The sequence below is a fragment of the Aureliella helgolandensis genome (assembly GCF_007752135.1).
GTDB classification, from domain to species: domain Bacteria; phylum Planctomycetota; class Planctomycetia; order Pirellulales; family Pirellulaceae; genus Aureliella; species Aureliella helgolandensis.
In genome coordinates this window covers 3544088-3569648 of record NZ_CP036298.1, presented here as the reverse complement: position 1 = coordinate 3569648, position 25561 = coordinate 3544088, and the positions used below count along the sequence as shown (strand labels likewise).

The 25561-nt window shown below is 54.6% G+C and carries 19 protein-coding genes; 10 read left to right on the top strand and 9 right to left on the bottom strand.

Features of this window, described 5'->3' with window-relative positions; translation table 11 throughout:
* Window positions 1–455 precede the first annotated feature (455 nt).
* Window positions 456–1658, top strand: coding sequence for a lipid-A-disaccharide synthase (gene lpxB / locus Q31a_RS12725; RefSeq protein WP_231691176.1), 1203 nt, complete (start codon window positions 456–458; stop codon window positions 1656–1658).
* A gap of 174 nt (window positions 1659–1832) precedes the next feature.
* On the opposite strand, the gene hemQ is transcribed toward lpxB, so the two are convergent.
* Window positions 1833–2678: a hydrogen peroxide-dependent heme synthase gene (gene hemQ / locus Q31a_RS12720; RefSeq protein ID WP_197356785.1), complete on the bottom strand. Its 846-nt coding sequence runs from the start codon at window positions 2676–2678 to the stop codon at window positions 1833–1835.
* A 362-nt stretch (window positions 2679–3040) separates the two neighbouring features.
* On the opposite strand from hemQ, the gene lysS reads away from it, so the two are divergent.
* The 4 genes from lysS (at window position 3041) to Q31a_RS12700 (ending at window position 8706) form a co-directional block, all read left to right on the top strand.
* Window positions 3041–4621, top strand: a complete 1581-nt coding sequence (gene lysS, locus Q31a_RS12715) for a lysine--tRNA ligase (RefSeq protein ID WP_145078132.1) — start codon at window positions 3041–3043, stop codon at window positions 4619–4621.
* Window positions 4622–4634: 13 nt separating this feature from the next.
* A complete protein-coding gene (gene purE, locus Q31a_RS12710; RefSeq protein WP_145078130.1) occupies window positions 4635–5171 on the top strand; it encodes a 5-(carboxyamino)imidazole ribonucleotide mutase in 537 nt (178 codons plus the stop codon).
* 20 nt (window positions 5172–5191) lie between these two features.
* Window positions 5192–6367: a 5-(carboxyamino)imidazole ribonucleotide synthase gene (locus tag Q31a_RS12705; RefSeq protein ID WP_145078128.1), complete on the top strand. Its 1176-nt coding sequence runs from the start codon at window positions 5192–5194 to the stop codon at window positions 6365–6367.
* Window positions 6368–6816: 449 nt separating this feature from the next.
* Window positions 6817–8706, top strand: coding sequence for an alpha/beta hydrolase fold domain-containing protein (locus Q31a_RS12700; protein ID WP_145078126.1), 1890 nt, complete (start codon window positions 6817–6819; stop codon window positions 8704–8706).
* Here Q31a_RS12700 and lhgO read toward each other — a convergent pair.
* Window positions 8687–9895, bottom strand: coding sequence for an L-2-hydroxyglutarate oxidase (gene lhgO / locus Q31a_RS12695; protein ID WP_145078124.1), 1209 nt, complete (start codon window positions 9893–9895; stop codon window positions 8687–8689). The genes Q31a_RS12700 and lhgO overlap by 20 nt on opposite strands.
* A 24-nt stretch (window positions 9896–9919) precedes the next feature.
* Window positions 9920–11836 (bottom strand): SLC13 family permease, encoded by a 1917-nt coding sequence (locus Q31a_RS12690; protein WP_145078122.1) that lies wholly within the window; start codon window positions 11834–11836, stop codon window positions 9920–9922.
* Between the two features lie 446 nt (window positions 11837–12282).
* On the opposite strand from Q31a_RS12690, the gene Q31a_RS12685 reads away from it, so the two are divergent.
* On the top strand, window positions 12283–13338 hold the full coding sequence (locus Q31a_RS12685) for a hypothetical protein (protein ID WP_145078120.1): 1056 nt from the start codon (window positions 12283–12285) through the stop codon (window positions 13336–13338).
* 297 nt (window positions 13339–13635) lie between these two features.
* Here Q31a_RS12685 and Q31a_RS30175 read toward each other — a convergent pair whose 3' ends face one another.
* From Q31a_RS30175 to pdxA, 3 genes are all read right to left on the bottom strand, one after another.
* Window positions 13636–14145 (bottom strand): hypothetical protein, encoded by a 510-nt coding sequence (locus Q31a_RS30175; protein ID WP_197356783.1) that lies wholly within the window; start codon window positions 14143–14145, stop codon window positions 13636–13638.
* 1107 nt (window positions 14146–15252) lie between these two features.
* The gene (locus tag Q31a_RS12675) at window positions 15253–16545 is read right to left on the bottom strand and encodes an IS1182 family transposase (protein WP_145078118.1); all 1293 of its coding nucleotides are present in this window, start codon (window positions 16543–16545) and stop codon (window positions 15253–15255) included.
* Between the two features lie 85 nt (window positions 16546–16630).
* Complete coding sequence (gene pdxA, locus Q31a_RS12670) at window positions 16631–17647, bottom strand: 4-hydroxythreonine-4-phosphate dehydrogenase PdxA (RefSeq protein WP_145078116.1); 1017 nt, start codon at window positions 17645–17647, stop codon at window positions 16631–16633.
* Window positions 17648–17931: 284 nt separating this feature from the next.
* Between pdxA and Q31a_RS12665 the strand changes: the two genes are divergently transcribed.
* Window positions 17932–18336 (top strand): bifunctional nuclease family protein, encoded by a 405-nt coding sequence (locus tag Q31a_RS12665; RefSeq protein ID WP_145078114.1) that lies wholly within the window; start codon window positions 17932–17934, stop codon window positions 18334–18336.
* A 30-nt stretch (window positions 18337–18366) separates the two neighbouring features.
* The gene (locus tag Q31a_RS12660) at window positions 18367–19395 is read left to right on the top strand and encodes a helix-turn-helix transcriptional regulator (RefSeq protein ID WP_145078112.1); all 1029 of its coding nucleotides are present in this window, start codon (window positions 18367–18369) and stop codon (window positions 19393–19395) included.
* Window positions 19396–19489: 94 nt separating this feature from the next.
* Here Q31a_RS12660 and Q31a_RS12655 read toward each other — a convergent pair whose 3' ends face one another.
* Window positions 19490–19912, bottom strand: a complete 423-nt coding sequence (locus tag Q31a_RS12655) for a gamma-glutamylcyclotransferase family protein (protein WP_145078110.1) — start codon at window positions 19910–19912, stop codon at window positions 19490–19492.
* Between the two features lie 482 nt (window positions 19913–20394).
* Between Q31a_RS12655 and Q31a_RS12650 the strand changes: the two genes are divergently transcribed.
* A complete protein-coding gene (locus Q31a_RS12650) occupies window positions 20395–21138 on the top strand; it encodes a hypothetical protein (protein ID WP_145078108.1) in 744 nt (247 codons plus the stop codon).
* A 54-nt stretch (window positions 21139–21192) separates the two neighbouring features.
* On the opposite strand, the gene Q31a_RS12645 is transcribed toward Q31a_RS12650, so the two are convergent.
* Window positions 21193–23301: a preprotein translocase subunit SecA gene (locus Q31a_RS12645; protein WP_231691175.1), complete on the bottom strand. Its 2109-nt coding sequence runs from the start codon at window positions 23299–23301 to the stop codon at window positions 21193–21195.
* 273 nt (window positions 23302–23574) lie between these two features.
* Here Q31a_RS12645 and Q31a_RS12640 point away from each other — a divergent pair, with 273 nt between their 5' ends.
* Window positions 23575–24936 carry a BBP7 family outer membrane beta-barrel protein gene (locus tag Q31a_RS12640; protein WP_145078103.1) on the top strand — a complete coding sequence of 454 codons (1362 nt, stop codon included), beginning with the start codon at window positions 23575–23577 and terminating at the stop codon, window positions 24934–24936.
* Between the two features lie 125 nt (window positions 24937–25061).
* Here the strand turns inward: Q31a_RS12640 and Q31a_RS12635 are convergent, their stop codons facing one another.
* Window positions 25062–25496 (bottom strand): hypothetical protein, encoded by a 435-nt coding sequence (locus Q31a_RS12635; RefSeq protein ID WP_145078102.1) that lies wholly within the window; start codon window positions 25494–25496, stop codon window positions 25062–25064.
* Window positions 25497–25561 lie beyond the last annotated feature (65 nt).

Sequence of the window (25561 nt, the reverse complement as noted above, 5' to 3'; positions counted from 1 at the left end):
GCCGCGTTCACGACGTCTCGAGCAGCTGAGACGTTTCGCTCCATAATAGTGAAGATCGTTCCAAGCAGGCTGGCGAACAGAGCTGCAAAAGCCCCCCGAGGACGAGATTGAGCCGTCCACTGTTTTCTTGACGAGTGCATTCTTGACGACTGCACTTAGCGGCCTGTACATCGAGTACCACCACCAATTCCCCTGTTGTTGCTCGGTCCCCCAACTCAGCCACAGGGGCGGATGACTTGCTCCGACCGTGTAGTTCGGCATGCGATTTCAACTCTCAAGGCGGATCGGCAATTATTTCAGCAACCTGTTGAGGCGTGGCTGCAGAAATCTGCCCTTGATTTTCGTGACCCCAATTCGCTATGGATAGGCGGAGCAAAACAGCTAACAAGACTCCGCAGTCGGAGGATTTGCAAGCTGTCCCAATACACTTACTCCGTGGATGCGTGAGCCGAAAAGTGAGCCAACCCAATATATTTTTTTCCGTCGGTGAACCCAGTGGCGACCTTCACGCAGCTAAACTCATCGAGCAGCTCCAGCGATTTTGCCCAACTTCAACTCATCGCGGCTTCGGCGGTTCGCTGATGGAGCAAGCGGGTTGCCAAATCGATTTCGATCTAACGACGATGGCAGTGGTGGGCTTTGTCGAAGTCTTGCCCAAACTCCGTGAATTTTTTCGAGTTGCGGACATCGCAACAGATATCTTCAGGGAACAGCACCCCGATGCAGTAGTCCTCGTCGATTTCCCAGGCTTCAATTGGCACATTGCCAAACGCGCTAAACAGCTCGGCATTCCCACTTTTTACTACCTCCCTCCCCAACTATGGGCTTGGGGGGCTTGGCGTCTCAAAAAGATGCGGCGGTATGTTGACCACGTGCTTTGCAATCTCCCGTTTGAACAGCAATGGTACTCTGAGCGCGGGATGGAAGTGGACTACGTGGGACATCCGTTCTTCGACGAAGTTGCCGAACGTCCGCTGGACGAACGATTTTTAAGTACCTGGCAGGACTATGAAGGCGTTCAAGTCGCTGTTCTGCCTGGGTCGCGTTCGCGCGAAGTCAAGCATATCTGGCCGATGCAGTTGTCTGCGATTCGCGAGCTATCGCGGCGATACCCCAAGACGCGCTTCATGGTCGCTTGCCTAAGAGACCAACACTGCCTTCAGTGCAAGCAGCAGCTGACCGAATCAGACCGTGGAATCAATATCGATTTTTTTGTACAACGGACCAGCGAAATCATCGAATTGGCAGATTGTGCGCTGATGAAATCGGGATCCGTAAGTTTAGAGATGATGGCCCGCGGAACCCCCGCGGTTGTCGTCTACCATGCCAGTCGCGTGCTCTACGGAATTGGACGCTGCCTTACCGATATTCAATCGATGACGCTTCCCAACATGATTGCCGAAAAGACCATCATGCCGGAATTCTTAGCCGTCGGGTCGACTGCCCAAACGATTGAAAAATCGGTTGCTGCACTCGATCGGTTGATTGTGGATGGTCAAGAACGCAAACGGCAGCGCGACGAATTGCTAAGTGTCAGCGCGAGCGTCGCCCAAACTGGTGCGAGCCGACGTGCGGCACGCACCATTCTGCAACGACTCGGCATCCCCGAGGCGGTCGATGCACCAACGCAGCGGAACGTGACTAAACACGCCGCATGAGCTGTTCGAGAATCACCGCCCCCTGGTAGTTCTGCCCCTTCGTAGTTCCTTCACCTCCGAAACGGCCCAAGCCAACGAAACAGTGCAGTCGACGGTGTCCCTGCAGGCCGTTCGCTCTCCTCATCGAAGCTCGGAGTGGCTCGGCTACGTGCAAATCACGTGGTGGAAACGAGACTAGGCCCCGATGCAGCAATGTTCGGCGATCCGCTTGCCATCTGCAACATAGCCAACAAAGAACTGACCGAACTCTCCATACTTGGCACTCGCTTCATCGAATCGCATCTTGTAGACGATATCTTTGAGGTAGTCGGGATTGCGAGCCCACAACGTGACTCCCCATTCCCAATCGTCGACTCCGACCGATACCGTAATGACCTGCGTGGCGCGCCCGGCGAAGGCCATGCCACTCTGCGCGTGCTCGGCCATCATGGAATTTCGCGCCGAGTAAGGCGTTGTGAACCAATTGGCTCCCACGACACGGCTCTTGTTCATGGGATAAAAACACATCGAAGGCCAATCGGGCAATTCGGGAGTGAGACGCTGGCGATTCATCATCGGCAAACGCTTTTCGTAGGCGGCTACTTTGGCCGCAAACGCAGGGGACTCGGTGTCCTCCCCACCCAATTTCAAGCGTTCGGCATATTGTTCTGGCGAGGGAACATACTCTGAGATTTCGGTAAACGAGACGAAAGAGTAGACCGCTTTGAGCGCTGGCCCCAGCGTGCTCGCCAACAATCGCTGGTGGACCGCGTCAATCTTCAAGGGGTCGGTGTCGAACATCAACATCCCGAAATCGGCCTTGTGTCCGCTTACGATGAAACTCTGCATCCGCAGCGTTGCGTGGTCGGCCTGAGGACAAAGAATCTGCTCCAGCTCCTCTGCCCCACTCCTCTGCTGCTCTTTCGTCAGCTGGCTAAGCACTTGCCGATCAAGTGAGTAAAACATGTGGGTGCAGTGCCAACCCGAGGAAGGTTCGATGGACGGGTCAGGCAAATTGGACGGGCGAACGGGTGCGGACATGGGACTTTTGACCTCGCATGAGGGGGAGGGAATGGACCAACATCCTGAAAATAGCCAGCTGCAGGAGGTTTGACCACCCGCCTCGTCGATTGTTGCCTCGCAGGCTAGAATCTGCTTTTTGCAGAACACGCCCTCGACAATAGCCCCCCCCATGGGCCATTGGCGGCATCCACCAGAATCGATTCCCTGCCTGACGCATTCCTTCCAACACGCGACGCGTTCGGAAGATTGCCAGTTTGAGGCCCGCGACGCGCTGCAGACGCCAGCCAGCGGTGGAACCGACAGGGATTTAGAGAATTGATATTCTCTAAGTCAGGGCGATCACTTTCCATATCACTTGGGTCCATAGACCACCTAAGATTATGTCAGACGCAGAAGATCCACGGCTGGTTAAGCTCAATAAGATTACCGCATTGGGCGTCGATCCCTGGGGACATCATTTCCCAGATCGCGATTGGAACCGCGATGTCCGCGGCCGTAGCAGCGAATTGAAATATCAGCTGGAAGACGGGACCCAACTGGATCTGCCTGAGTTTTCGGAGGCGGCCAATTCAGGAACAACCGATGCGGATTCCGGCGCCCCTGCCGTTGATTACCGGCAATGGAAAAAAGATGCCGGAGCGGGCGAAGAGACCGGCCCCAACGTTCGTGTTGCTGGCCGTATTATCCTGATGCGTCCCACTGGCAAGTTGATCTTCATCAAGTTGCGTGACTGGACCGGGGATATCCAAATCTTTATTGGCAAGGCACAGGTTGGCGAGGCCGATTTTGAGCTGGCCGGAAATTTTGATCTGGGAGATTGGATCGCAGTGGAAGGACGGTTGGGACGGACCAACACAGGCGAGTTGACGGTCTTTGCTGCCAAGTTGCATTTCATGTGCAAAACACTGGAAACCCCTCCTGAAAAGCACGCGGGCTTGCAAAACCCTGAGCTTAAACAGCGTCAGCGCTATCTCGATTTGACCTACAACGAAGGGGTGATGGATACCTTCTTGGCGCGCACCAAGATTGTCCAATCGATTCGATCGACGCTAGCCGGTCGCGGCTACTGCGAGATTGAAGGTCCCACACTGCACACCATCGCAGGCGGTGCTGCAGCCCGGCCGTTTCTTACCCACCACAACACGCTCGAGATGCCACTCGTGTTGCGAATTGCACTCGAATTGCACCTAAAGCGATTATTGGTGGGAGGCATGGAGCGAGTTTATGAACTGGGCCGCGTCTACCGCAATGAAGGGATCAGCCCACGCCACAACCCCGAATTCACGATGCTGGAAGCTTATGAGGCGTTTGGCAATTACGAAGTGATGATGGACTTGACCGAGCAGATCATCCTGGACGCGTTGGCCGCCACAGGCCAGGGACACCAGGTGATGTGGAACGACAAACCCATTGATTTTTCCCCGCCGTTCCAACGTCGCACCTACGATGAACTGTTTAGCGAAGCGACGCAGTTGGATCCAACGGATGTCTCCGGAATTGCCGCCTTAGCCAAGAAGCTGAATCTCAAACCCGAGGGAAAACACTCGGATGTGGTGAAGAGCGAAGTGTTTGAGGAAACCGTCGAAGAGGGGTTGATTGGTCCCATTTTCGTGACGGACTATCCGTCTAGCATTTGTCCGTTGACCAAACGCAAGACGTCAAACCCACAAGTGGCCGAACGCTTTGAATTGTTCATTCATGGTATGGAACTCGCAAACGCGTACACGGAATTGAACGATCCGATTTTGCAAGAAGAACTGTTCCGCACTCAACTCGAGGGGCAAGCCGCTGAGGACTCGATGGCCAATATGGACCACGACTTTGTACTCGCGCTGCGCAACGGCATGCCGCCAGCTGGAGGCTTGGGCATCGGGATCGACCGCCTAGTAATGCTGTTGACCAACTCGCGGAGCATTCGTGACATCATCCTCTTCCCTCTCCTCAGAAACCAAGCCAACTAAGGGCGGGTGAGCCATGACCTCTCCAACTGAAAATTCAGCATCCAGCAAAGCTCCCAGCTCGCCTGCACCGCGCGTTGGGGTCATTATGGGAAGCCGGTCGGATTGGGAAACCATGCAGGCCGCAACAGAAATACTGCAGGAATTGGGAATCCCCTTCGAAAGCCGTGTCGTTTCGGCCCATCGAACTCCACAGTGGATGATGGACTACGCCGTTTCGGCCGAGGGTCGAGGCTTGCGAGTTCTCATCGCAGGCGCCGGTGGGGCCGCCCATTTACCCGGCATGGTCGCCGCCTGCACGATCCTGCCAGTATTGGGGGTCCCCGTGCAAAGCAAAAGCTTGAATGGCCTTGATTCGCTTTTATCGATTGTACAGATGCCAGGTGGAATTCCTGTGGCAACTTTAGCAATTGGCGCGGCAGGCGCAAAAAACGCTGGCTTGCTGGCTGCTAGAATCCTGGCCGGTGAAGATGCAGAGCTTCGCGAACGATTGCGAGCCTGGATGGAGTCGCAAACTGATCAAGTCATGGCTGACAATGTCCTTGGAACGTAAAGTCCGGTGGGAGTGACACGATGCAAAGTCCAATTCTTCCAGGAAGTTGGCTTGGAGTGATCGGTGGTGGTCAGCTGGGGCGAATGTTTACGCATGCGGCACAGCGTTTGGGTTACCATGTGGCCGTGCTTGATGCCGAAGAGGATTGCCCGGCGGCGCAGGCTGCTGACATGCATTTTCTGCCTTCTGACGAGGAGGGCACCGCGGACATCCTCGCCCAAGAAATGTCGCGACTGTGCGCCTCCATCACGCTCGAATTCGAAAATGTGTCTGCGGAATTGCTTCGAATTGCCGGGCAGCGGACGCGAGTCTGCCCCAGCGCGGACTTTCTGGAAGTTACCCAAGATCGTATCACGGAGAAATCGCAGCTGGTTGCGGCGGGCTTCCCCACCACCCCCTTCCGCCCAGTCACCAATCTCGGCGCGGTTGTAGAAGCAGGTGAAGAGCTCGGGTATCCGTTGGTGTTGAAAACCTCTCGCAGCGGATACGATGGCAAGGGTCAAGTCGTTGTCCGATCGGAGGCAGAGGTCGAAGCCGCCTGGGAGTCGCTAGAAACCAATCGGGCTATCGCTGAGCAAATGATTGAGTTTGAAGCGGAAGTCTCCATGATTACCGCTCGAAATGCCAGCGGGCAGATCGAATCGTATCCCCTGTTCGAAAACGAGCATAGCAACCACATTCTCAGTGTTACGCGTTGCCCCGTCAGCTCTCCGCTCAAAGGGATTGAAGAGAAAGCCGAGGAAATCTGTCATGGCATTGCGGGGAGCTTTGGAGTCACCGGGTTGTTCTGTGTCGAATTTTTTGTGACGAAAGAAGGAGAGCTGTTAATCAATGAGATTGCGCCGCGGCCGCATAATTCAGGACACTTGACGATAGAAGCTTTCACCTGCAGCCAATTTGAGCAACAGGTGCGGGCAATCTGCAATTTGCCGCTGGTGCCAGCTACCATGATCCATCCAGCAGCGATGATCAATCTGATGGGCGAGCTATGGGAGGGAGGCGAACCCGACTGGACCAAGCTGTTTGCGGCTACCGATTCCCATCTGCACCTCTATGGCAAAAGCGACCCTCGCGCCGGACGTAAAATGGGGCACCTCACCGTCCTCGACCAATCCTCGTCCGAAGCTGCCATCACCGCGAAGGAATTGCGAGATTCGCTGATCGCGGAGTACCCTTCCCCAGCGTCTATCGACTGAGCGGTGTGCCACCACCATCGCCTTCCTGCCACGACGGCCCAGTCTACGCCCGCTCTGCCCCCGTGAACTGCCCCCGTGAAACAGCCGGCTTCATCCCTCAAAACAGAAATAGGGGAAGGGGCGAACCTCAAAGCGCACCTTGATCGGGTGCGTATCTCCCCGGCTTACGGCCCAGTCCACGATCCTGTGCGGCAATGCGCCAGCGGCGCGTGACGCAAGCGGCAGCTGGTGCACGGTAGTTGCTCGCATTTCTTGACTGTCTGGCGCGGCTGCACTCAGGGCGACAGGCAACCGTGCTGCTGTACAAGCTCGGCGGCCCCCAAAGCTTCATCGATCGCTCACATGCTCTTTCCCACGGCCAAGTTCCCGTGCACTATAATTGGGCTGCTTTTGATGCTCCTGCGGCTGTGAATCGTGGGAGCAACTGCTCTACCTTCAGCGAGAATTCCATGCGTGCGAATGCAATTTCACAACTAGCGGTTTTTGTGGGTTTGATCCTCTGCAGTACACTTCCAGCGGTTCCGCCGGGCGAGCCTCATGTCTACAAACACGTGGATGGTAGCGATCTTACTTTATACGTAACCCAACCAGCACTCCCGGAAGACGTGGCGAGTACCGTTATCACGCCTCGCCCAGCCATCGTATTCTTCCATGGTGGAGGATGGGTGGGGGGCGTCCCCGGGCAATTCGACGAGCACGCTGCCTATTTTGCCTCACGCGGTGTCGTCTGTTTTCAAGTGCAATACCGCTTGCTTGCGAAGAATGACACTGCTCCACCAGAAACTTGCGTGGCCGATGCGGTTTCTGCAATGCATTGGGTACGTGAACACTGCGATGAATTTGGAGTCGATCCCGCACGAATCGCTTCGGCAGGCGGATCCGCGGGCGGACATCTGGCAGCCTACCTCGGGACCATCGCGGCCACCGGTGAACCACCAGCCAGCGATGCTCGCGCCAACGCCATGCTGCTGTTCAATCCCGTTTATGACAATGGTCCAGGAGGATGGGGAACGGCACGGGTTGGCGAGCGTTGGCAAGAGTTTTCTCCGCTGCACAATCTGTCAGAAAACTCGCCACCGTCGGTCGTTTTCCTAGGGACCGAGGACAAGCTTATTCCCGTGGCAACGGCGGAGAAATTTCGAGATCGGTCCTTGGAGCTGGGCGTCCCGAGTGAATTGTATACCTACGAGGGACAGCCACACGGCTTCTTCAATGTGACCCGCGATGGTGGCAAATGGTACTTCGAAACGGTTTTCGCCGCCGACCGCTTCCTCAGTCGACTGGGCTGGGTTGACGGCCCACCAACCTTGACCTCTCCCGTAGCAGAACGCGTGGTGCTCATCACGCTTGACGGCCTGCGGAGTGAAGAGGTGTTCGGTGGTGGGGACCGCCGCTTAATGATTGAAGAGCTTGGGGCCAAAAACCCCGAAGAATTGGTAGCCCGGTACGACCGAGAAACCGCGACCGAGCGGCGTGAAGTTCTCTTACCCAACCTCTGGCGCCATGTTCAAGATCATGGCTGGATCGCTGGTGATATCGATCGCGATAGCATCGTGAAAGTGACCAACGGGAAATACTTTTCCTACCCCGGTTACAGTGAATTGCTCTGTGGAATAGCCGATGAGCGCATCGATTCTAATGCGAAGAAGTACAATGAGAATCAAACGGTGCTCGAGTGGTTAAACGCGCAAGAGGGATTTTCCGGTTCCGTGGCCGCTTACTGCTCTTGGGACGTGTTTCCCTTCATTATCAATGACCAACGAAGTGGCGTGCCGGTAAACGCTGGCTGGAGCGCATTGACGATCGGTGATCCCAACCGTCTCGCTGGACTCAACTTCGTGGCTAACAATCTGTTTCATGAATGGGAAAGGGTTCGCTACGATGCGTTTACCGTGTCGGGAGCCTTCGAAGAACTGCAGACCCGCCAACCCCGCGTCTTGTACGTCTCACTCGGTGAAACGGATGACTGGGCACACGCCGGACGCTACGACCGCTACCTGCTCACCGCCCAGCAGAATGATTTTTTCATTCAACAACTTTGGGAGCTCATTCAAAGCATGGAGGATTACCAAGGAAGAACGGCATTCTTGATTGCAACCGATCACGGTCGCGGAGATGGACGCGAAGGCTGGAAAAGTCACGGGAGCTCGCTCCCCGGTTCCGAGAGGATTTGGTTGGCAGCATTTGGGGCCGGTGTGACGGCCCGTGGTAACGACGAGGGGCACACCTATACTCAATCCCAGGTTGCCGCCACAGTCGCGGCTCTACTGGGCGAGGATTTTAACAGCAGCAATCCGGCAATTGCCCTCCCACTGCCAATCACTCGCACTGCTCGCTAACGCGCTGGGTGATCAAGCGACCGATCTCCAACGAGGCGGTCGCTGCGGGACTAGGTGCATTGCATACATGCAACATTCGCGCTTCGGTGACCCACAGAAAGTCGTCGATCATCGTGCCATCTCGCCCAAGAGCTTGAGCACGGACTCCAGCTCGACATGGCTTGAGATCAGCAGCGCGGATCTCTGGAATTAAACGCTGCAGCGCTTTGACAAACGCCCCTTTAGATAGGGAACGATGGACTTCTCCTAGGCCCATCTTCCAGTGTCGTCCCGCAAGTTTGATGAAACCAGGATAGCTCAACGACTCGAAGAGCTCCCCAAAACGAATCTTCCCCCAACCGTAGCCCTCGCGAGCGAGTGCAAACACAGCGTTGGGCCCACATTCCACATCACCACTAATCATGCGTGTGAAATGGACTCCCAAGAAGGGAAAGCTGGGATCGGGAACCGGGTAGATCAGATTGCGACAAAGGTTGCGACGTTCTTGTTGGAGCTCGAAATATTCTCCGCGGAAAGGGACGATTTGCGCCGGCGGAGTCAATCCAGACATGCGGACCAAGCGGTCACTGTAGAGGCCCCCGCAAGTTACTAGGAATTTCGTTTGAAAAACTTGGTGCGTCGTGCGTACTTCCACGCTGGTTGGCCCTGGTCGTATCGCTTTCACCTGTTGCCCCAGCGTTACCCGATGTCCGGCAGATTCCAATTTCTCGACCAGTCGCCTACAAACAGCTGGATAATCGACAATACCTGCTTCCGGAACATGGATGCCTTGCAAGCCAGCCGAGTGGGGTTCGAGCTCCTCGATCTGCTTGCCATCGATGACCGTGCAGTCAATTCCGTTTTCACGCCCACGCGCTACAATCGCGTCGAGGCGAGGGATTTCGTCCTCGGAAACTGCCACAATAATTTTGCCACAGGTTTCAAACGGAATCTGCTCCTCCGCGCAAAATTTCTCCATGGCGACTTTGCCAGCTCGGCATGTGACCGCCTTGAGTGATCCGGGCTTGTAATAGATTCCCGAGTGGAGAACTCCAGAATTGCGGCCCGACTGGTGCGCGGCAACTTGAGTTTCCTTTTCCAGCACTTGAATCGCCGCGGTCGGATATTGCACAGCCAGATTCCAGGCCGTGGAAAGCCCAACGATTCCGCCGCCAACTACGAGGAAATCGGATTGATTCACTTTACGCATGTCGAGATTGCCAACCGCAGAATACTAATGAAAAGGCCAGATGAGCGGTAAGAGTATTATTGCTAAGGCCCCGATCGCAAGGCTCAGCGGAATCCCTGCTCGCAGATAGTCAGTCGGACGGTACCCGCCAGGCCCCATGACCATGAGGTTCGTTTGGTAGCCGATCGGGGACACAAAGCTGAGCGAGGCACCGAGCGTGATGGCCATGATGAAAGTACGTGGATTTGCATCCAATGCGCTAGCTACACCGATCGCAATGTAGAACATCATCGTTGCCACAGCCACATTGCTAATCATTTCGGTTAAGCATACCGTGACGACAAACAAGGCGATGAGCACCATGTATTCGTTGGTGCCAATAAAACCAAGCAGAAGTTCGGCGATCGATTCGGCAGCACCACACTGGCTAAATCCTGTGCCCACGCCAATGGCCGCACCGACGGTAAAAAGCATGGGAAGATCAATACTCCGGCGCGCATCGGACATCGAAACACATCCGGTGACAACCATCGCCAAGGCGATCCCGAAAATGGCGACTTCCGGAGAGCTGAAGGCCTGCGGTAGCGAGGTTTCTCCCAACACTGATTGCAGCAGCAACCAAGCGATCAGCCCGATTGCCAGCGAGCAAGCGAGCAGCAAGCGGTCGTGGCGACGGCCCTTACTGTCCTCGACACCGCTGACCAAATAGAAATCTGGTCGATTGCGATAACTGCGCACAAAACTGCGATTCGTTTGAAGCAGCAGTGTGTCACCGGGGGAAAGCTCGATGTCTCCGAGTTTGGTGGGCAAACGCTCGCCATTGCGGTGCACGGCCACCACAGCAGCCCCATAGTACTGACGAAAGTTCGCTTGCCGAATCGTGCTCCCGACTAGGGGAGAAGAGGGACTGAGGACGACTTCAACCAGCGTTCGATTTTCTACCTTCTCAGGGGCAATTTCGTAATTGATATCGGTTGCTGGGATGAGGCCAGCGATCTTTTCCAAATCCACAATCGTCGCGACTACTCCCGTAAAAACCAGACGGTCGTTTTCCAAGATGCGATCGGAGGGGGAGACCGGCGCAATGGCCTTCGAATCGCGATCGATTTCGATCAAGAACAGCCCCGGCAGGTGCCGCAAGCCGCCCTCCTCAACCGTTTTTCCAATCAAACCGCAGGACTGCGTTACCAACATCTCCACGAGGTACTCGCGCCGCTGCTCTTCGAGACTGTCCAATAATTCCGTGCGATTCGGCAGCAAGCGCCGACCGCAGACGATGAGCACGAATGCCCCCAGTAGAGCACAAGGAACTCCAATGCGGGAAATCTCGAATAGGCTCATCGGCTGCAACTGCTCCCGCTGCTCTAGCAACCAGTCGATATCGAAGGGACTCTCGCTGGGCTTCCCCAATGCCTGATTCCGCTCAGATTGCTCAATCAACTGACTCATCTCAGTCAATTTCTCGTTCACCACGAAGTTCGTACTAGTACCAACCAACGTGCATGTTCCACCCAGAATCGCCAAGTAGCTGACCGGTAACAGCAACCGGGAGGGGCTGACGTTGCGCTGACGGCACCAGCTGATCACAACGGGCATGAGCATGGCCACGATGGCCGTATTTAGTAGAAACGCACTACTGGTCAGCAGGACTGACGACAGACGCCCCAGCGCGCCTCGCTCGGTTTTCACATTCCCTAACAGCTTCGCCCCCAGCGAATCCAACGCACCCGTGTTTCGGAGTGCGGTTGAGACAACCAGCAAACCACCGATCGCAATCACCGCGTTACTCGAAAATCCCTTCCAAGCGGTTGCGGGATCGACAATTCCGAACAGGATGTAGGCGACTAAGGCGAGCCCGAACAGTAAATCGGTCGGAGCGTTGCGGCGCACCTGCATAGTGACAAAGACGATGAGGATAATCGCTACAGCGATTATTTGTTGAAAATCTTGCAAGCTATTCACAGACCAATTTGTACACGCAGGGGAGATACCACTTGGGGCAGGCGAGGGGCATTTCAATTTTGCCGTTCATTCCACCGAATAACGCACTGCAGTGCGCTCTGAGCGTTGCAGATGTCCCACTCAGCATGTTCGGAATGAGCGTTAGCCTCGCTACGAAAGCAAGACTAGGCAATTCTAAACCATCACTTAGGCTGCAATTGTACGATCTCAGTGAATTAAGCGAACAGGCAAAGCGAAACGGTTCGATAAAATTTCTTGTTGACGCAATGTTTAACGGCAAGCGCCTCAACGGGCACTATGGCAGCCTCTAACTATGCACCATGGTACTCCATTCCTTCCTCAGCTCCGACCCTAATGCGCTGGCGCCCCCTTAATCGGTGTTTACGCATTTCAATCCAAGCGTCATGCGATTCCCAAACGCAGACCCGTGTGGAGATTAACTACCGATGAAACTTAGCACTTCCAGACTGTTATCGAGCGTACTTTTAGCCCTAAGACTACTGCTACCCAACCTAGGCCAGGCGGATGCCCACGACCTGCCATCGCAGCACTGGCTGGACGATCGCTTCTCGACTGCTTGCTTCGCTCCGACTGACCTGCCGCTCACAAGCTCCCCCCATTACCAGTCCCACACCATGCGAGCGGGCCCCAGCAGCCACTTACATCCTAAGTCCTCCGACCTCTCGGTTCTGCGTCCCGACCAAGGACTTCCGCCGGGTTCCAACCTAAAACCGACCGACCCAATACGCCATTCTCTCCAGCCCTTCCACCCTCGCTTTCTGGAAGAGTATCTCTCCTACGACTTGAAATTGAGCGATTGGCAACTGGCGTTGCCGAGTCTGCAAGTCGTTTCTGCTCGAGTGTTGAACGCGACGCTGCCTGCCGCGACGTTTCCTCTGCGTACTCCAGCCAAATCGTTCCACCATGCATCCCCTAGTGCCTCTCCCACGCCACTAAGCACAGCCTCGCCCGAAAACCCAATTCACGCACGGCATCTTCGCGAGTCAATCGAGAGTTGGGTTGCCATTAAGGGAGAGACTAAAGAAGCCCTTCGGAGCATGAATTTCGCTTACGAAATGGGTGTGACTCTAGGAACGAACCTACGCCGCGCGCAAACCCTGCTCTCGTCCAATTTGAATCGCCTCCTACCCGCACCTGTATCCAGCCCCGACGGCGAGATAGACTCCATCTTTACCGGGCCTCTGTTTGTGCTGTACACGAGCGAAGCAGGGGTGGAAACCCTCGTACCCGCCAAACATGCGGCGCGATGGAAGCAAGACAATGTAGAGTTGGAGCCCACCTCTCAACTTACTTCGACGGAAACCCAATCGTCGCAGAATGTCCGCAGCGAACTCTTCCCCCAGTTCCGCGGCTTTATTCTGAACCGAATCAGTCAAACCTTGGAGAGCACCGGTCAGACCCTCATCGTTTACTCCAAGACGATTGGGAGTACTCAACAGGAACGAGTCGCCGAGCAATCTTCCAGCTCGGAGCTGCGTTAGACTCCTACATCGAGACCTACAACACGATCAGCAGACGGTGCGCAGCTAAAGCAGCGTTGTCCGGAACGGTGGTCGCGTGAGACAGTCCGGTGCGAGTCAGGGTTGCAACAGGGAGGGGCACCTGGAACAGCAAGAAGGCTGCAGAACGAAGCATGCTCGCGGCCGGTGGGTTGGAAGATTTCGGCCATCTTTACCACCGCCGGCAGCTTGCAAAAAACTCTTGCAAAAAAATACGGTGCGTCGCAATTAGCGACGCACCGTCAGGCAATTTTCGATTGAGATGGATCAACGACGCAATTAGTTTACGACGTTGGCTTCGAAATCGATCTTGGACAAAGCGGCAACAGCAGCTTCAGCATCGAAGTCGCCACTGAGCTTGAGTTCGACAACTCGCTCCTTAATTTCGCCTTCTTCCGTTCCAGCTGGCTGTTCGGCCAATTGGACCGCTTCAACTCCAGGCTGTGCGGCCAGAGTTTCTTTAACTCGGGGCCAGCAGGAGTAAGGGCACATCATCGTAGGCACTTCGAGCTTCTTGTCTGCAACAAACCGAATGACTTCAGCTTGGCCGTTTGCGGCACCGTCTTCAGCGGCAGGCGTTTCTTCGGAGTGCTCTTCACCTTCTTCGTGGGCGTGCTCCTCACCTTCTTCGTGGGCATGCTCTTCGCCTTCAGCATGCTCATGGCCGTGGTCACCCGACTCGCTGGTGCCACTGCTCGATGGGGTTATCGTTGGGATGGTTTCTTGTGGCTTGTCACAACCTAGGGCCAGGGCGCTTACGATCATCAAGGACCAAGCAATTAAACGCATTTTCTTCTCCATGGGGAAACTAATTCAGGAACTGTCCTTTGGGCCGCCGCTGCCCAAAATCGATCACAGCCGGTGCCAGCACCGGGCCGTCAAATCGTCGAAATGCGGCGTCGGCCTTCCAATTTGAGGCGGGATGTCCGTCCATAAGGCTCGGAAAGCTTAGTTTAAGCCGATCTCCCGCTATTTCAATGACCCGCAAACTCGGCAATTTATTCTTGGAAAATCTAAAAAGATTGCCAGTACTGAGCCATAAACACTCTTTGCACGTACTTTCAGGGGACCTGGGGAAGGTAGTGCAGCAGTCAACTTTTTCGCCAACGCGGCCAACGCCTGTGAAAGCCCCGACTCGCATGTACGTAACGAACGCCAGGCAACCCCTAAACGCCCATTGCGAACACCATCCCACCACTAGGCCATCCAGCGGAAACGCCGCAACAGGCTAGCAGCCTGAGTTTCGGTCAACGCCGCTAGCAACGCGTAGCAAAACCACGACTCGTATCGCGGATCTCGAAAATTACCGGATTTTCTATTCCGATGCTAAAAGCGTCCCTCGAGTCAAATTGCAGCGGAAGCGAGCCCACCCAGCTTACAGGATTGCTCAAAAAGTATTCCGCCGGGTGACGGCCAATTGAGATAGCAACCCACTGCGCGAGCCAGGAAGGGCGGCGGCCGCTACCGCGTGATTGGGGCTGCTGCCGGCGCGGTCAAACGGAATGCGGCTCTTCATAGCGACGAGCCATTAACCGGGCTGTTGATTTAATCGCAATTTGAATTTTAATACGGAGTTAGCATCCTTAAATTGCCTTGTAGCCGAGGTTATCTTTCCTTGCTCACCGGGCTGTTGATTTAATCGCGTCTTGAGTTTTAGCGTGAAGGTAGCGTCCCTAATCGCCCTGTAGTGGCGACCACCTATCCTTGCTGACGCGGCTAGGCTGTGAAGTTTTTTCACCAACGGACTCTTTTGGTATTCCAACCACGAAATTTTTTCGAATTGGCGGTTGAAAGTCTTACTGGGTCGGATTGTTGGCCAGCAAGTTAGCTCGTGTCCATCATGCTCATCTCTTCGAGTTGTGTTATTTCTCAACCAAGCGGTTGCCTTGCAACTGCTTAGATTGCCAAGGCCCCCAGGTTTACCATGCGTGTGAAGTTAAAGGCCACGGCATGCCATAGCGCTACCGCTTTGACCTTCACCAGTCCTCGAACTTTGAATTGCCGAAGGTTCCGATTGCGGCAGTCCGCATTGGGAAACTCGGCAACCGACGGGCGCGTCTTGTAAAGCTCTTTGTATTCCTCTTTGGCCATTCTCGCGCGAAACGCTGTGTATTCGTCGCTTTCGCCAGGTTGCTGCGCGTGAGGATCTTTGCCTTTGCTTTCCAATACCGATCCACGGGGGATCGTGGAGACGACTTCGGTCCCTTTAGACTCCACGGTCTTAACATCGCCCTTGGTTGCGTAAGCGGAATCGACCAATTGCGTCTTGGGTGTCTTGTCGTAAGTTGAGCACACTTTCTCGTGCATTGGTGCCATTTGGCCACTGTCAGTTCCCGAGTTGGTAACATCGACAGCGACTATTACTCGCGAGTCAGCATCGGTTGCGAACTGGACGTTGAAGGCCGGATCGAAGCCACCATTGGCCATCTTCATATTACGGGCGTCAGGGTCCGTAGTGCTCACGCGAGTCTTTTCGCCGTCACCTTTTCTCCGAGACTCGCGCTGCTTACTAAGCTCCTCAAACTGTCGCAAAGCCTCATCTAATCGCTCTTGACGCTCACGCGATGCTCGTTCGACTGCCGCTTGGCGACGTGCGTCTCCATCGGAACGATCGCATTCGTTCTCGGATTCTTTCTTCAATCTATCTACGTGAGCCTGAGCCTGCTGCTGCAATGACTCAAGCGTCGGCTTGCGGCGAAACGAACTACTGCCTGCACTAGCCCGAACGCGCATTCCGTCTTGGGCAATGGTCTCCAGGGGCACCAGACCTTGGGCGACCAACGAGGCAACCGTGTCAACGAGCGTCTTCTCCAAGAATGCTCCGTTCTCCACTCGAAAGTCGCTCAACGTGTGATAATTGACCGTGACATTTCCGAGCGTCCATAAATAGGCTATGTCCGTCTCGCATCGGCGACCAAGTTCTCGGGCTGTGCCGATGCCATCCAAGGTTGCCAGAAGCCACAGTGAAACCAGTATCTCCGGCGCAATACTATTGCGGCCAACGGTGCTCTTGGTGACAACGATCTTTTCATACAGAGGTTCTAGGTCCAACGTTTTGACAAACGACCAGACAATGCGAGCACGATGGTCGCGCGGAAGCATATCTTCAAGTGAAAGCATGTGCATTTCCACTTGAATACGATGGGGGCGGAAAACACGAGCAAGCTGCGATGGTTTTTGAGTATTCATGCTATAGTAGTAGCGCCCAAAATTAATTTGCAAACCACTTGGCTAAAAATTCACAGCCTAGGCGGGTTACTATTTCAACAGCCCGTTAAGGTCTGGGGGCCAGTTTGGCTGCCAATCGTAAGGCGGCATACAGGCTGCCCATGTTGGCAAGCCCCTTCCACGCGATATCGAAGGCCGTGCCATGATCCACGCTTGTGCGCAGGATAGGTAGGCCCAGAGTGGTATTGACGGCGGAATCGAATGCCAAGGCTTTCAGCGGTATATGCCCCTGGTCGTGGTACATGCATATGAAGCCGTCGGTGGCACGGCGCTTGGCGGGGAGAAACGCAGTGTCAGGTGGCAACGGCCCCTCGATGGAAATCCCCATTTCGCGTGCCCGTGCTATCGCCGGTATAATTGCCCGCTCTTCTTCCCCCTGGCCGAACAACCCATTTTCTCCAGCGTGCGGGTTGAGCCCACACACGACCAAATGGGGCGATTTCGATTCGATCTTTTGCAGCGCCTCGGCCGTTAATTCAATCGTTTGCAGAACACGCGACTCAGTGATTAACGCGGGAACTTCCGCGTAGCCAACATGTACGGTCACGAAGGAGCAGGTGATCTCTTCGGAATATTGCATCATGCACCATCGCTCCGACTTCGCCCGTTCGGCAAACATCTCAGTATGCCCAGGGTAGTCCAGGCCCGCTAAATGCAAGGCTTCCTTGTTGATGGGAGCGGTCGTGATCGCATCGACGGTTCCCTCTAAAGCTGCGTCAATCGCGAGCTGAATGTACTGGAACGCCGCTTTTCCGCAGCTCGCAGATAGCTGTCCCGATGGAAAACGGCCTTCAGGAAACGACTCAAAGCCACCAGGAAATTCGAGGTCAACCACTGAAGGGAATCGGTAATTCCCCTCTAAAAACTGCTGCTTCGAAAGCTGGAAGAATTGAGGGAGCTTCTTTCCCAATTTCTGCGCACAACGCTGCAGAATTTCCACATTTCCGATGACCACCAAATCAATTTGGGCCAGCAGTTCCTGGTCCGACAGTGCGCAGAGTGCCAATTCTGGGCCGACACCGGCCGGATCTCCCAGGGTCAGAGCAATTTTAGGTTTTCGCATCAAATGACATTCACAATTTCTAGGTAGACAGAAAAAGGCTCGGCCACACTTCTTCCTTCATAGAACGCGCATAGAATTCTAAGAAGGTCAGTTCCACCTCGCACTCAGCACGCTTCCAAGGAGCCGCACGCTACGCTTCCTTGGCCACTACGGATATAATCCGATTCTGGTCTTACTAGAGCAATTTGCCAACGGGCCAGATTGGGAGCTTTCTGCTATCGGACCGCTCGTACGCAACGTTTCGAATCTAGTTCGAGCAACTAAACCTCTAGGAATTGGAACTCATGTCGGTTCAAATGCAATTGGCTCGCATTATTATCAGTGAAATCAGCGACAACCAAGTTATCTATCTTCAGGAAATCGATGGAGAGCGTCAGTTTCCGATTTTGATAGGTATTTTTGAAGCCACCAGCATAGATCGGCGAGTCAAAGAGGGATTCACGCCTCCTCGCCCCTTGACCCACGACCTGCTCGTCTCCGTCGCGGAAAGCTTAGGTGCCGTCGTTGAAAGCGTTAAGATCAGCGAGCTACACGAACACACCTACTTCGCCAAACTTCAACTCCGCAAAGGAGACGAGTTGATCGAAGTCGATGCACGCCCTAGCGATGCCATTGCAGTTGCGGTAACGTTTAGCCCCCCCTTACCCATCTATGTGGAAGAGACGGTACTCGAACAAGCGGCCAGTTAGCACTTACCTGTTTCATGGAGGAACTACATCTTGGCACGCAACGAACAGTTAATTCGGCAGCACAAAATACTGCAAATTTTGGAGCGCCTGCGTTTTGGTGCGACGCTAGAAGAATTACGCGATTCGGTCGTGGAGGAACTCGGGCTGACCTCTCTTCACCCGCGAAGTATCCGACGCGATTTGGAAGCGTTGACCGCCGCGGGGTTGCCGATTTCCGATGAGGAAACCCAGCGAGGACGAATCTGGAAACTGAGTCGGAGCGACAAGGGTCTGCAAAAAATCGCGATCACCGCCAGTGAACTCATTGCCCTTTCGATGGGCCGTGATCTCATGCTGCCACTGGTGGGTACCCAATTTTGGATTGGGATCGAGTCCTTTTGGAACAAGGTTGGCGACCAACTTCCGGAGGCGGTCTGGGAACATTATGAGCGTTACCGACGAACGCTCTACGTCCTCGGTTTGCCCACGAAAACCTATGAAAAACACCAGGGAATCCTGAAAACCGTCAATCGCGCGATTCAAGAACATCGCCACTTGGAGATGACCTATCAGGTTCCTGGACGCGCCGCGTCGGTCCGTACGATTGAGCCCTATGGCGTTGTGTTGTTCCAATCGAGCATCTACGTGGTGTCGACCGAGGAATCGCGAGATGGCGTGGGGAGTGAGCGCATTCGCCACTGGAAACTCGATCGCTTTACTTCCGCCAAAGCACTCGACAGCTGGTTTAAACCCAATCAGCAAATCGATATCCAATCGCACCTCGGACAGTCCGTGGGAATCTTTAGCGGAGCCAATTCAAAGCAATATGTGATCCGACTCTCCGCCCAAGCTGCTCGCTGGGTCCAAGAGGATCCGTGGCATGCCGAACAGGAGATCGTTGAGGAAGCCGACGGCAAAGTCCTGCTCAAAGTCACCGCGTACCACGATACCGAGATCATTCAACGAGTCCTCCGATTGGGAAGTGAAGCCGAAATACTCACTCCCGAATCTTGCCGGCAAGAAATTGCCGCAACGGTTCAAGAGTTGACCACCCGCTACGCCTCACCGCCCCAGCTCTAGTCTGAGGACTGAGGTCCGAGGACCCAGCGAAATCGCGCTCAGTTGGCTAGCTCTACAGGGCCCCCAGGCACAGCCCTCCGCGTTCCAAGAGCCCTCACCAATAGGCGTAGGGAGTGGCCAGTGCGAACTGGGGCGGCGGTTGCCGGGGAGTCACATAGCGCAAATGGGATCGCTGCTGGAGATTCGCATAAAAATAGATCCAAGCTCGGCATTCGGTTTCGTCGAATCGATGCGCTGTGACGGCCTCACGATTGTAGAGATTAACGACTCCCCCCTGATTCGTCCCTTCGATTTCATCGAGCGTCTCGGTAACTAGGCCGCAATCAGAGTCCTGGAACGTCCAAATTTCTCCTAATACGCGATCTTTGCCGACAAATAGGGCAGGATAGGGTCCTACATCGTACAATGCCCCGTACACCCAAGCTGGAGCAACGTCGATGGCTGCACACGGCCAGCATGTGTCGCGACAATTGCCCCGTTTGAGTGTACCATAGACAAAAAAATGCGAAGTTTTCATCGTTGGGATTGCCCCTGTCACATCGTCGCCCTCTTTGACATTCGACTTGCTTCAGTCCTATACTTCTACAAGCTGTAAATCGTAATGGCGAAGGTAGGTAGGAGGCTAGTGCATTGTCAGCACTAAGAATTAGGGTTTGACAATGCACTTGTACCACCATCTCCACTGGAGTTTGATGCCTGGCTATTGCAGGCGAAGTTACGAGTCCCCGAGCGTAGGGTCGTCAGCGATGCACGGCCACGTTCAAGGTTCGACGACGCGTTCACGGCTCGAAGATTCAACACGGGGTAATGTGCGAGTACTCTTTCGCAGCTCGTGGTGGAGTCCAGCAGTATTACCGTAGAGCATCTACATTTGGTGCATACCGCAGGCAAATCCTGCAACCATAATTCTAAGGGGTGATGCAGCTTTAGCTCTGCCCTGCTCTGCCGTTTCGCTGGCAATTGCCAGCATATTCAACACTACTTTTAAAGGGACACTGAATGCATAAGTATGGTGCTCTGTGCGATGAATTCTATTTGAACATGCACCTTGGCACGGAAATGGAATTACCGCAGAACAGAGAAGCCATTCTGCATTTCTTTGAACAGGTTCAGAAGCGTTTTCCCCGCATGTCGAACTTCTATGCGCGAGACAATGGTGAATTCTGTCTGGAAGAGGAGAAGGAAGCAGGACGCTACCGCTGGATCTCAACCGAACCGAAACGCGTTTGCAGCGGGGCAGTGAATCCCGAGTCCTTGGCAAGTGCAATTGACCAGCACCAAATGGTCCTGGAGTTGATTCCCTACGAATTGTCGATTAGCCATTTGGATTGTGAATCGCTAAATATCACGATGGGTTTCGACTTCAACTATCGCGGCAATCACAACGAACTCCTGGCAGAAGCACTTGGCATGATCTCTCCCATGGAGCGTTTTTCCGAACTCAAGGGGACCTCAATCCTGAGCTACGAACCGATCCTCCAAATTGCACTCGACGATGAGTGTAAGACACAATGCCGGTTGGCCTTTGAGTCTCGCACGACAGCGTATCAGGTACGCAGCGACGAATACGCCGAGGAACCACTAAGCGTCTATCTGACCGTACGACGCTACGACAGTTTGGCGAGCCATGAAAAGTTCGGCGAAGAGTTGCTCCGCCTAGCCGGAATCTGCGAACAAATGGCAGATGATTACTTGGTCGAAGGGATTCTGAAGCCTCTACGGCAAACCATTGCTCTCAAGTAAACTTTCACCCCACGCAGTCTGAGGTTTGCTGCGATCAGGCAGAACGCATTGGGCCTATTCTGCCGTGTCCAAGTAGGTATCCTGCCCGATTTCGCGTTGCAACTTGGTCCGCTCCCGTTCATGGTGCAAGAGCATCATGCGATCCCGAAAGTGCTTTCGTTCCACGCGGCGTTGGGCGCGGCGCACGAGAGTCGCCATGCGGTGGAAGGGGCCATTGCGAGCTCTCCCTGTTTCAGCAAGCTGTTCTGCGCGACGATTGCCATAGCCACCGCGAAGGATGTCATCGTCTAACGACATGTACTGACGGTACGAGCCGGGGTCTCCCTGTCGTCCACAGCGTCCAATCAACTGACGGTCGATACGAGCTGCATCATGCAACTCGGTACAGATCACATGCATCCCTCCAATATCGCGGACTTCCTGATCGAGTTTGACGTCGGTACCACGCCCCGCCATGTTGGTCGCCACCGTGACCCGCCCTTTTTTACCGGCTTCGGCTACGATCTCCGCTTCCCGTTCCACCTGGTTTGCGTTGAGCACATCATGCTTGATCCCCGAATTTTCGAGCATTTTTGATAGGATCATCGATTTATCGATCGAGCGCGTCCCGATCAAGACGGGCCGTTGTTGCTCGTGGTATTGCTTAATTTCCTCAATGATAGCCTCAAACTTCTGCTCCATCGTTCCAAATACACGGTCTGGCAAACGGACACGTCTTGGTGGCCGATTGGTAGGAACGATAACCACTGGGGTTTTGTAGATTTTGGCCAACTCCGGTGAACTCGTCGATGCGGTCCCCGTCATCCCGGCCAAATGGCGGTAGCGTTGAAAGAGATCTTGTACGGTAATCCGCGCAGCTTGCCCGGTTGGCACGCTAACCTCAATCTTCTCCTTTGCCTCAATCGCTTGGTGTATCCCATCTCGCCACTTGCGTCCCTCCGCCAGTCGACCTGTGAACTCATCGACGATGACAATTTCATCATCGCGGACGACGTACTGGCGGTCACGGATAAACTCTCCATGCACCTTGATCGCGCGCTCGATGTAGTCATACAAATCGACCAAGGGTACGACTCGCATGATGTCCTCGCGTGGCAGCGCTCGAACTAGAGAACGGCCTCGACCGGTCAGTTCAACTTTTCTAGTTTCATTCTCTAACGTGTAGTGCTCTTCGCGCTCAAAACGCTCTGCCTGTTCAGCGGCCCAGCGAAAAGTAGCAATTACCATCTCTCTCGATTCATCGCCGAGCGACCCGATAATCAGCGGCGTGCGGGCCTCGTCAATCAGGATACTATCCGCTTCATCCACCAATGCAAAATGCATGGTTCGTTGAACCGGTTCATCTCCACCACTACTCCACCGTTCGGAACTCCCTTCGCCCAAAAAATCGCTTTGCATCCTACCCTGGGCTCGCAATAGTAGGCGATCGCGCAAGAAGTCAAAGCCAAACTCTTTGGCCGTTCCGTAGGTAACATCAGAGCCATAGGCCTTGCGACGTTGGTCCGGAGTGCTGTCGGTCAATACCACTCCAACGGTCAGTCCTAGCAATTGGTAGATCGGTTCCATCCATTGTGCATCGCGTTCTGCCAGATAGTCGTTGACGGTCGCCAAATGTGCCCCCTTATTGGCAAGCGAGTGCAGGTACAAGGGCAAGGTGGCCGTCAACGTCTTTCCCTCTCCGGTTTGCATTTCGGTGATGCAACCATCGCACAGGGCTGCGCCGCCCACGATCTGGACATCGAAATGCCGCATGTTCAGTGCGCGCCGGCCCGCTTCGCGAACCAAGGCGAACGCCTCCGGCATCAGCTTTAACAAGGGCTCCCCACTCATGGCTCGAAATCGGAGTGAAAGACTCGCCTTGCGCAGTTCCTCGTTGTTGAATCGTCGCGTCTGGGGCTCAAGATTTGCCACTTCCCGCAGCGTTGCCGTCCAGCGACGCACGCGCACGGCGCTGGCGCCGGGAAGCCGCAGACCGGCGGCAATGCGAGGTCGACTCGGTAACTTGCCACTCGATTCCGGAATCGCGTCGCCTCCCGGTGCCATTGCCGAAAGTGACGGATTGGGAGCTTCTCCTGTGGATGTTGCAATCACAGGCAACTCACTTCCCTCGCTGGCGTTCGCAGGTCGGGTTCCGGATGAGTTGGAAACTGGATTCTGATTCATAACGCACATTCAGTGAGCGGCAGGGCCGGCTGGATTCTATCAATACGTTCTTTCAGTTTAACCAAACCGGTGTTTTTGGGGGCTAACTACTGAGCGGCCGCCGCTAGAAACCGTCAGCAATCGGGCCTGTTATGCCGGAAAAGAGGGCAATGTCAAACTCGGTAGTTTAGAGAGACTGTGCCGGATGTACTTTTTTTGCTTGAAGTACTGGCTCTATCGACCGATCTACGTTTAACGACACTGACGCTTGATCCGTCCGCGAGAACCAAATAAATGAAAATCCGAAACTTAGTACTGTCGCTAACCTTAGCCGGTTTGGGCTTGAACCAAGCCGCCGCTCAAGGCACTTACCCATCCGCCCCACCTGCCGGTCGTCACGTTGGTGACGGCGTGCGAAGTGTCGGAGACAGCAGCAGCTATGCTGCGAGCACTCCTGACGTTCGCCCCACGGAGTTTCGCACGACGACTCCCACGGGAGGCTACATTGACAACGAAACCATCGTTGACATGAAGATGCTTGCTCCCACCGCCAGCCACGGCACAGGTGCAAATCACTACACTCAAAGCGCAAGCAACTCTTCCAGCCTAGGTTGGTTCAGTACCGAAGCACTCCTGTGGTTTGGCGAAAAGAACCGCTCCCCCGCCATGCTAACCACTGCAGGCACCGGCGTCCAAGCCATTGCGGGTGCCAATGGCGTCAACACTCTGTTCGGTGGGAATGATGGTAGTGACCGTGGATTGCAGCCTGGCTATCGCGTCTCGTGGGGCATGTACCTCGACGATTGTGAAAAGGTAGCTGTTGCGGGCCGTGTCTACGGGCTCTTCACCACATCCTCCTCGGAAGCAGCCAACAGCGACGCGACCACGTCCATTGGCCTGCCGGTATACAACTCTGCGACCAACAACAATGACGCGTTCCAAGTCGCTTTCTTTGACGGCGGCGTCAATGGTAGAATCACCGGAAATGCGTCTGTAGAATCCGAGCTGCAGATGTTTGGATCCGACAGCTCCCTGCACCTGCTTCTAGGCCGCGCCAATGACCATCGCGCCGATTTGCTGGTGGGATACACCTACAATCGCCTCAAAGATTCTTTGGGCGTCGGATACACGTCGACCAACAACTTCACCGGCGATGCAATTCCCGACGGTACCATCTTCCAAGGAAGCGATTTGTTCGAGAGCACGAATGAGTTTCACGGGGGACACATTGGGGTGTTGAGCAGCGTTACACGCAGCAAGCTCAGCCTCTCAACACTGGCGAAGATTAGCTTCGGGAACATGCACCAAACGCGTCGCAGCAGCGGTAGTCGGACCGAGGAGTTCAATAGTGTAGTGACTCCCACCGCCGACGGCTTCTACTCGCCGAGTTCCTACGGTTCAAGCCGAGATGAATTTGCATTCATCCCTGAGCTGGGCATCAAGTTGGGGTACGCGGTTCGAGACAACCTCGACTTCACCGTCGGATACACCTTCATGTTCTGGTCCAGCGTAGCGATGGCTGGCGACCAAGTTGGTGGAGCCTTCGATCCCGCCTCAGTCACAGCTGGGGGAGTCATCACCCGACCACCAGCCAGCGACGTCTCAGACAGCTTCTGGATGCAAGGTATCGATCTAGGTCTAAACTGGAGATTCTAGATCCCAACATTGCGGATCAAGCAGTTGGAGATCAAGGAATGCTCGTGGCGCAAAAGGCGTCACGGGCATTTTTTTCGTTGGTATTTGCCACCATTTTGGACTTCAACTGTACAATCGCATGGCACCTAACTCTCGCCGTGAGTCCACCTCTGCAACTCACTCCCAATGTCCTCTCTCCAGCCCCCTTCCCCCACCTGCAATTCCGTAACCGGTTGCAAGCTAGAATCGAATGCGAACAAGGTAGCGAGCGGAATCTTCCTAGCCTCACTCTCAGCCACTTCATCGCCTCCTCCTGAAAACAATTCCCATTCTGAATTACCCCATCGAACCGCTTCGGTAATGCAATAGCCTGCAAGAGCGTCAAGGTTCGTAATTGCGATCGACTCTTCGCTGAACGGCAAGTCCCAGCGGTCTTTGAGCCAACGGCAGAGCGTTTCTGTTCTAAGACTCCATGGAATCGCAAGATTTGGAATATCACTGGTCCAATGCGATTGATCAGGTGCAATTTGATATGCTCGAACTGATGGAATGCCGTAGATATCCTCCGCACCGAGAAGCATCACCCCTGATCAAGTCGTGTCGACTGCGCGCATCGAGAACTCACCTAGATCCTCCAGAACGACTG

Excerpts from the sequence above, each read along its gene's own strand:
- hemQ (WP_197356785.1), bottom strand. The coding sequence starts at position 2,678 with ATGTCCGCACCCGTTCGCCCGTCCAATTTGCCTGACCCGTCCATCGAA.
- lysS (WP_145078132.1), top strand. The coding sequence starts at position 3,041 with ATGTCAGACGCAGAAGATCCACGGCTGGTTAAGCTCAATAAGATTACC.
- purE (WP_145078130.1), top strand. The coding sequence starts at position 4,635 with ATGACCTCTCCAACTGAAAATTCAGCATCCAGCAAAGCTCCCAGCTCG.
- Q31a_RS12705 (WP_145078128.1), top strand. The coding sequence starts at position 5,192 with ATGCAAAGTCCAATTCTTCCAGGAAGTTGGCTTGGAGTGATCGGTGGT.
- Q31a_RS12700 (WP_145078126.1), top strand. The coding sequence starts at position 6,817 with ATGCGTGCGAATGCAATTTCACAACTAGCGGTTTTTGTGGGTTTGATC.
- lhgO (WP_145078124.1), bottom strand. The coding sequence starts at position 9,895 with ATGCGTAAAGTGAATCAATCCGATTTCCTCGTAGTTGGCGGCGGAATC.
- Q31a_RS12685 (WP_145078120.1), top strand. The coding sequence starts at position 12,283 with ATGAAACTTAGCACTTCCAGACTGTTATCGAGCGTACTTTTAGCCCTA.
- Q31a_RS30175 (WP_197356783.1), bottom strand. The coding sequence starts at position 14,145 with ATGCGTTTAATTGCTTGGTCCTTGATGATCGTAAGCGCCCTGGCCCTA.
- Q31a_RS12675 (WP_145078118.1), bottom strand. The coding sequence starts at position 16,545 with ATGAATACTCAAAAACCATCGCAGCTTGCTCGTGTTTTCCGCCCCCAT.
- pdxA (WP_145078116.1), bottom strand. The coding sequence starts at position 17,647 with ATGCGAAAACCTAAAATTGCTCTGACCCTGGGAGATCCGGCCGGTGTC.
- Q31a_RS12665 (WP_145078114.1), top strand. The coding sequence starts at position 17,932 with ATGTCGGTTCAAATGCAATTGGCTCGCATTATTATCAGTGAAATCAGC.
- Q31a_RS12655 (WP_145078110.1), bottom strand. The coding sequence starts at position 19,912 with ATGAAAACTTCGCATTTTTTTGTCTATGGTACACTCAAACGGGGCAAT.
- Q31a_RS12650 (WP_145078108.1), top strand. The coding sequence starts at position 20,395 with ATGCATAAGTATGGTGCTCTGTGCGATGAATTCTATTTGAACATGCAC.
- Q31a_RS12645 (WP_231691175.1), bottom strand. The coding sequence starts at position 23,301 with ATGAATCAGAATCCAGTTTCCAACTCATCCGGAACCCGACCTGCGAAC.
- Q31a_RS12640 (WP_145078103.1), top strand. The coding sequence starts at position 23,575 with ATGAAAATCCGAAACTTAGTACTGTCGCTAACCTTAGCCGGTTTGGGC.
- Q31a_RS12635 (WP_145078102.1), bottom strand. The coding sequence starts at position 25,496 with ATGCTTCTCGGTGCGGAGGATATCTACGGCATTCCATCAGTTCGAGCA.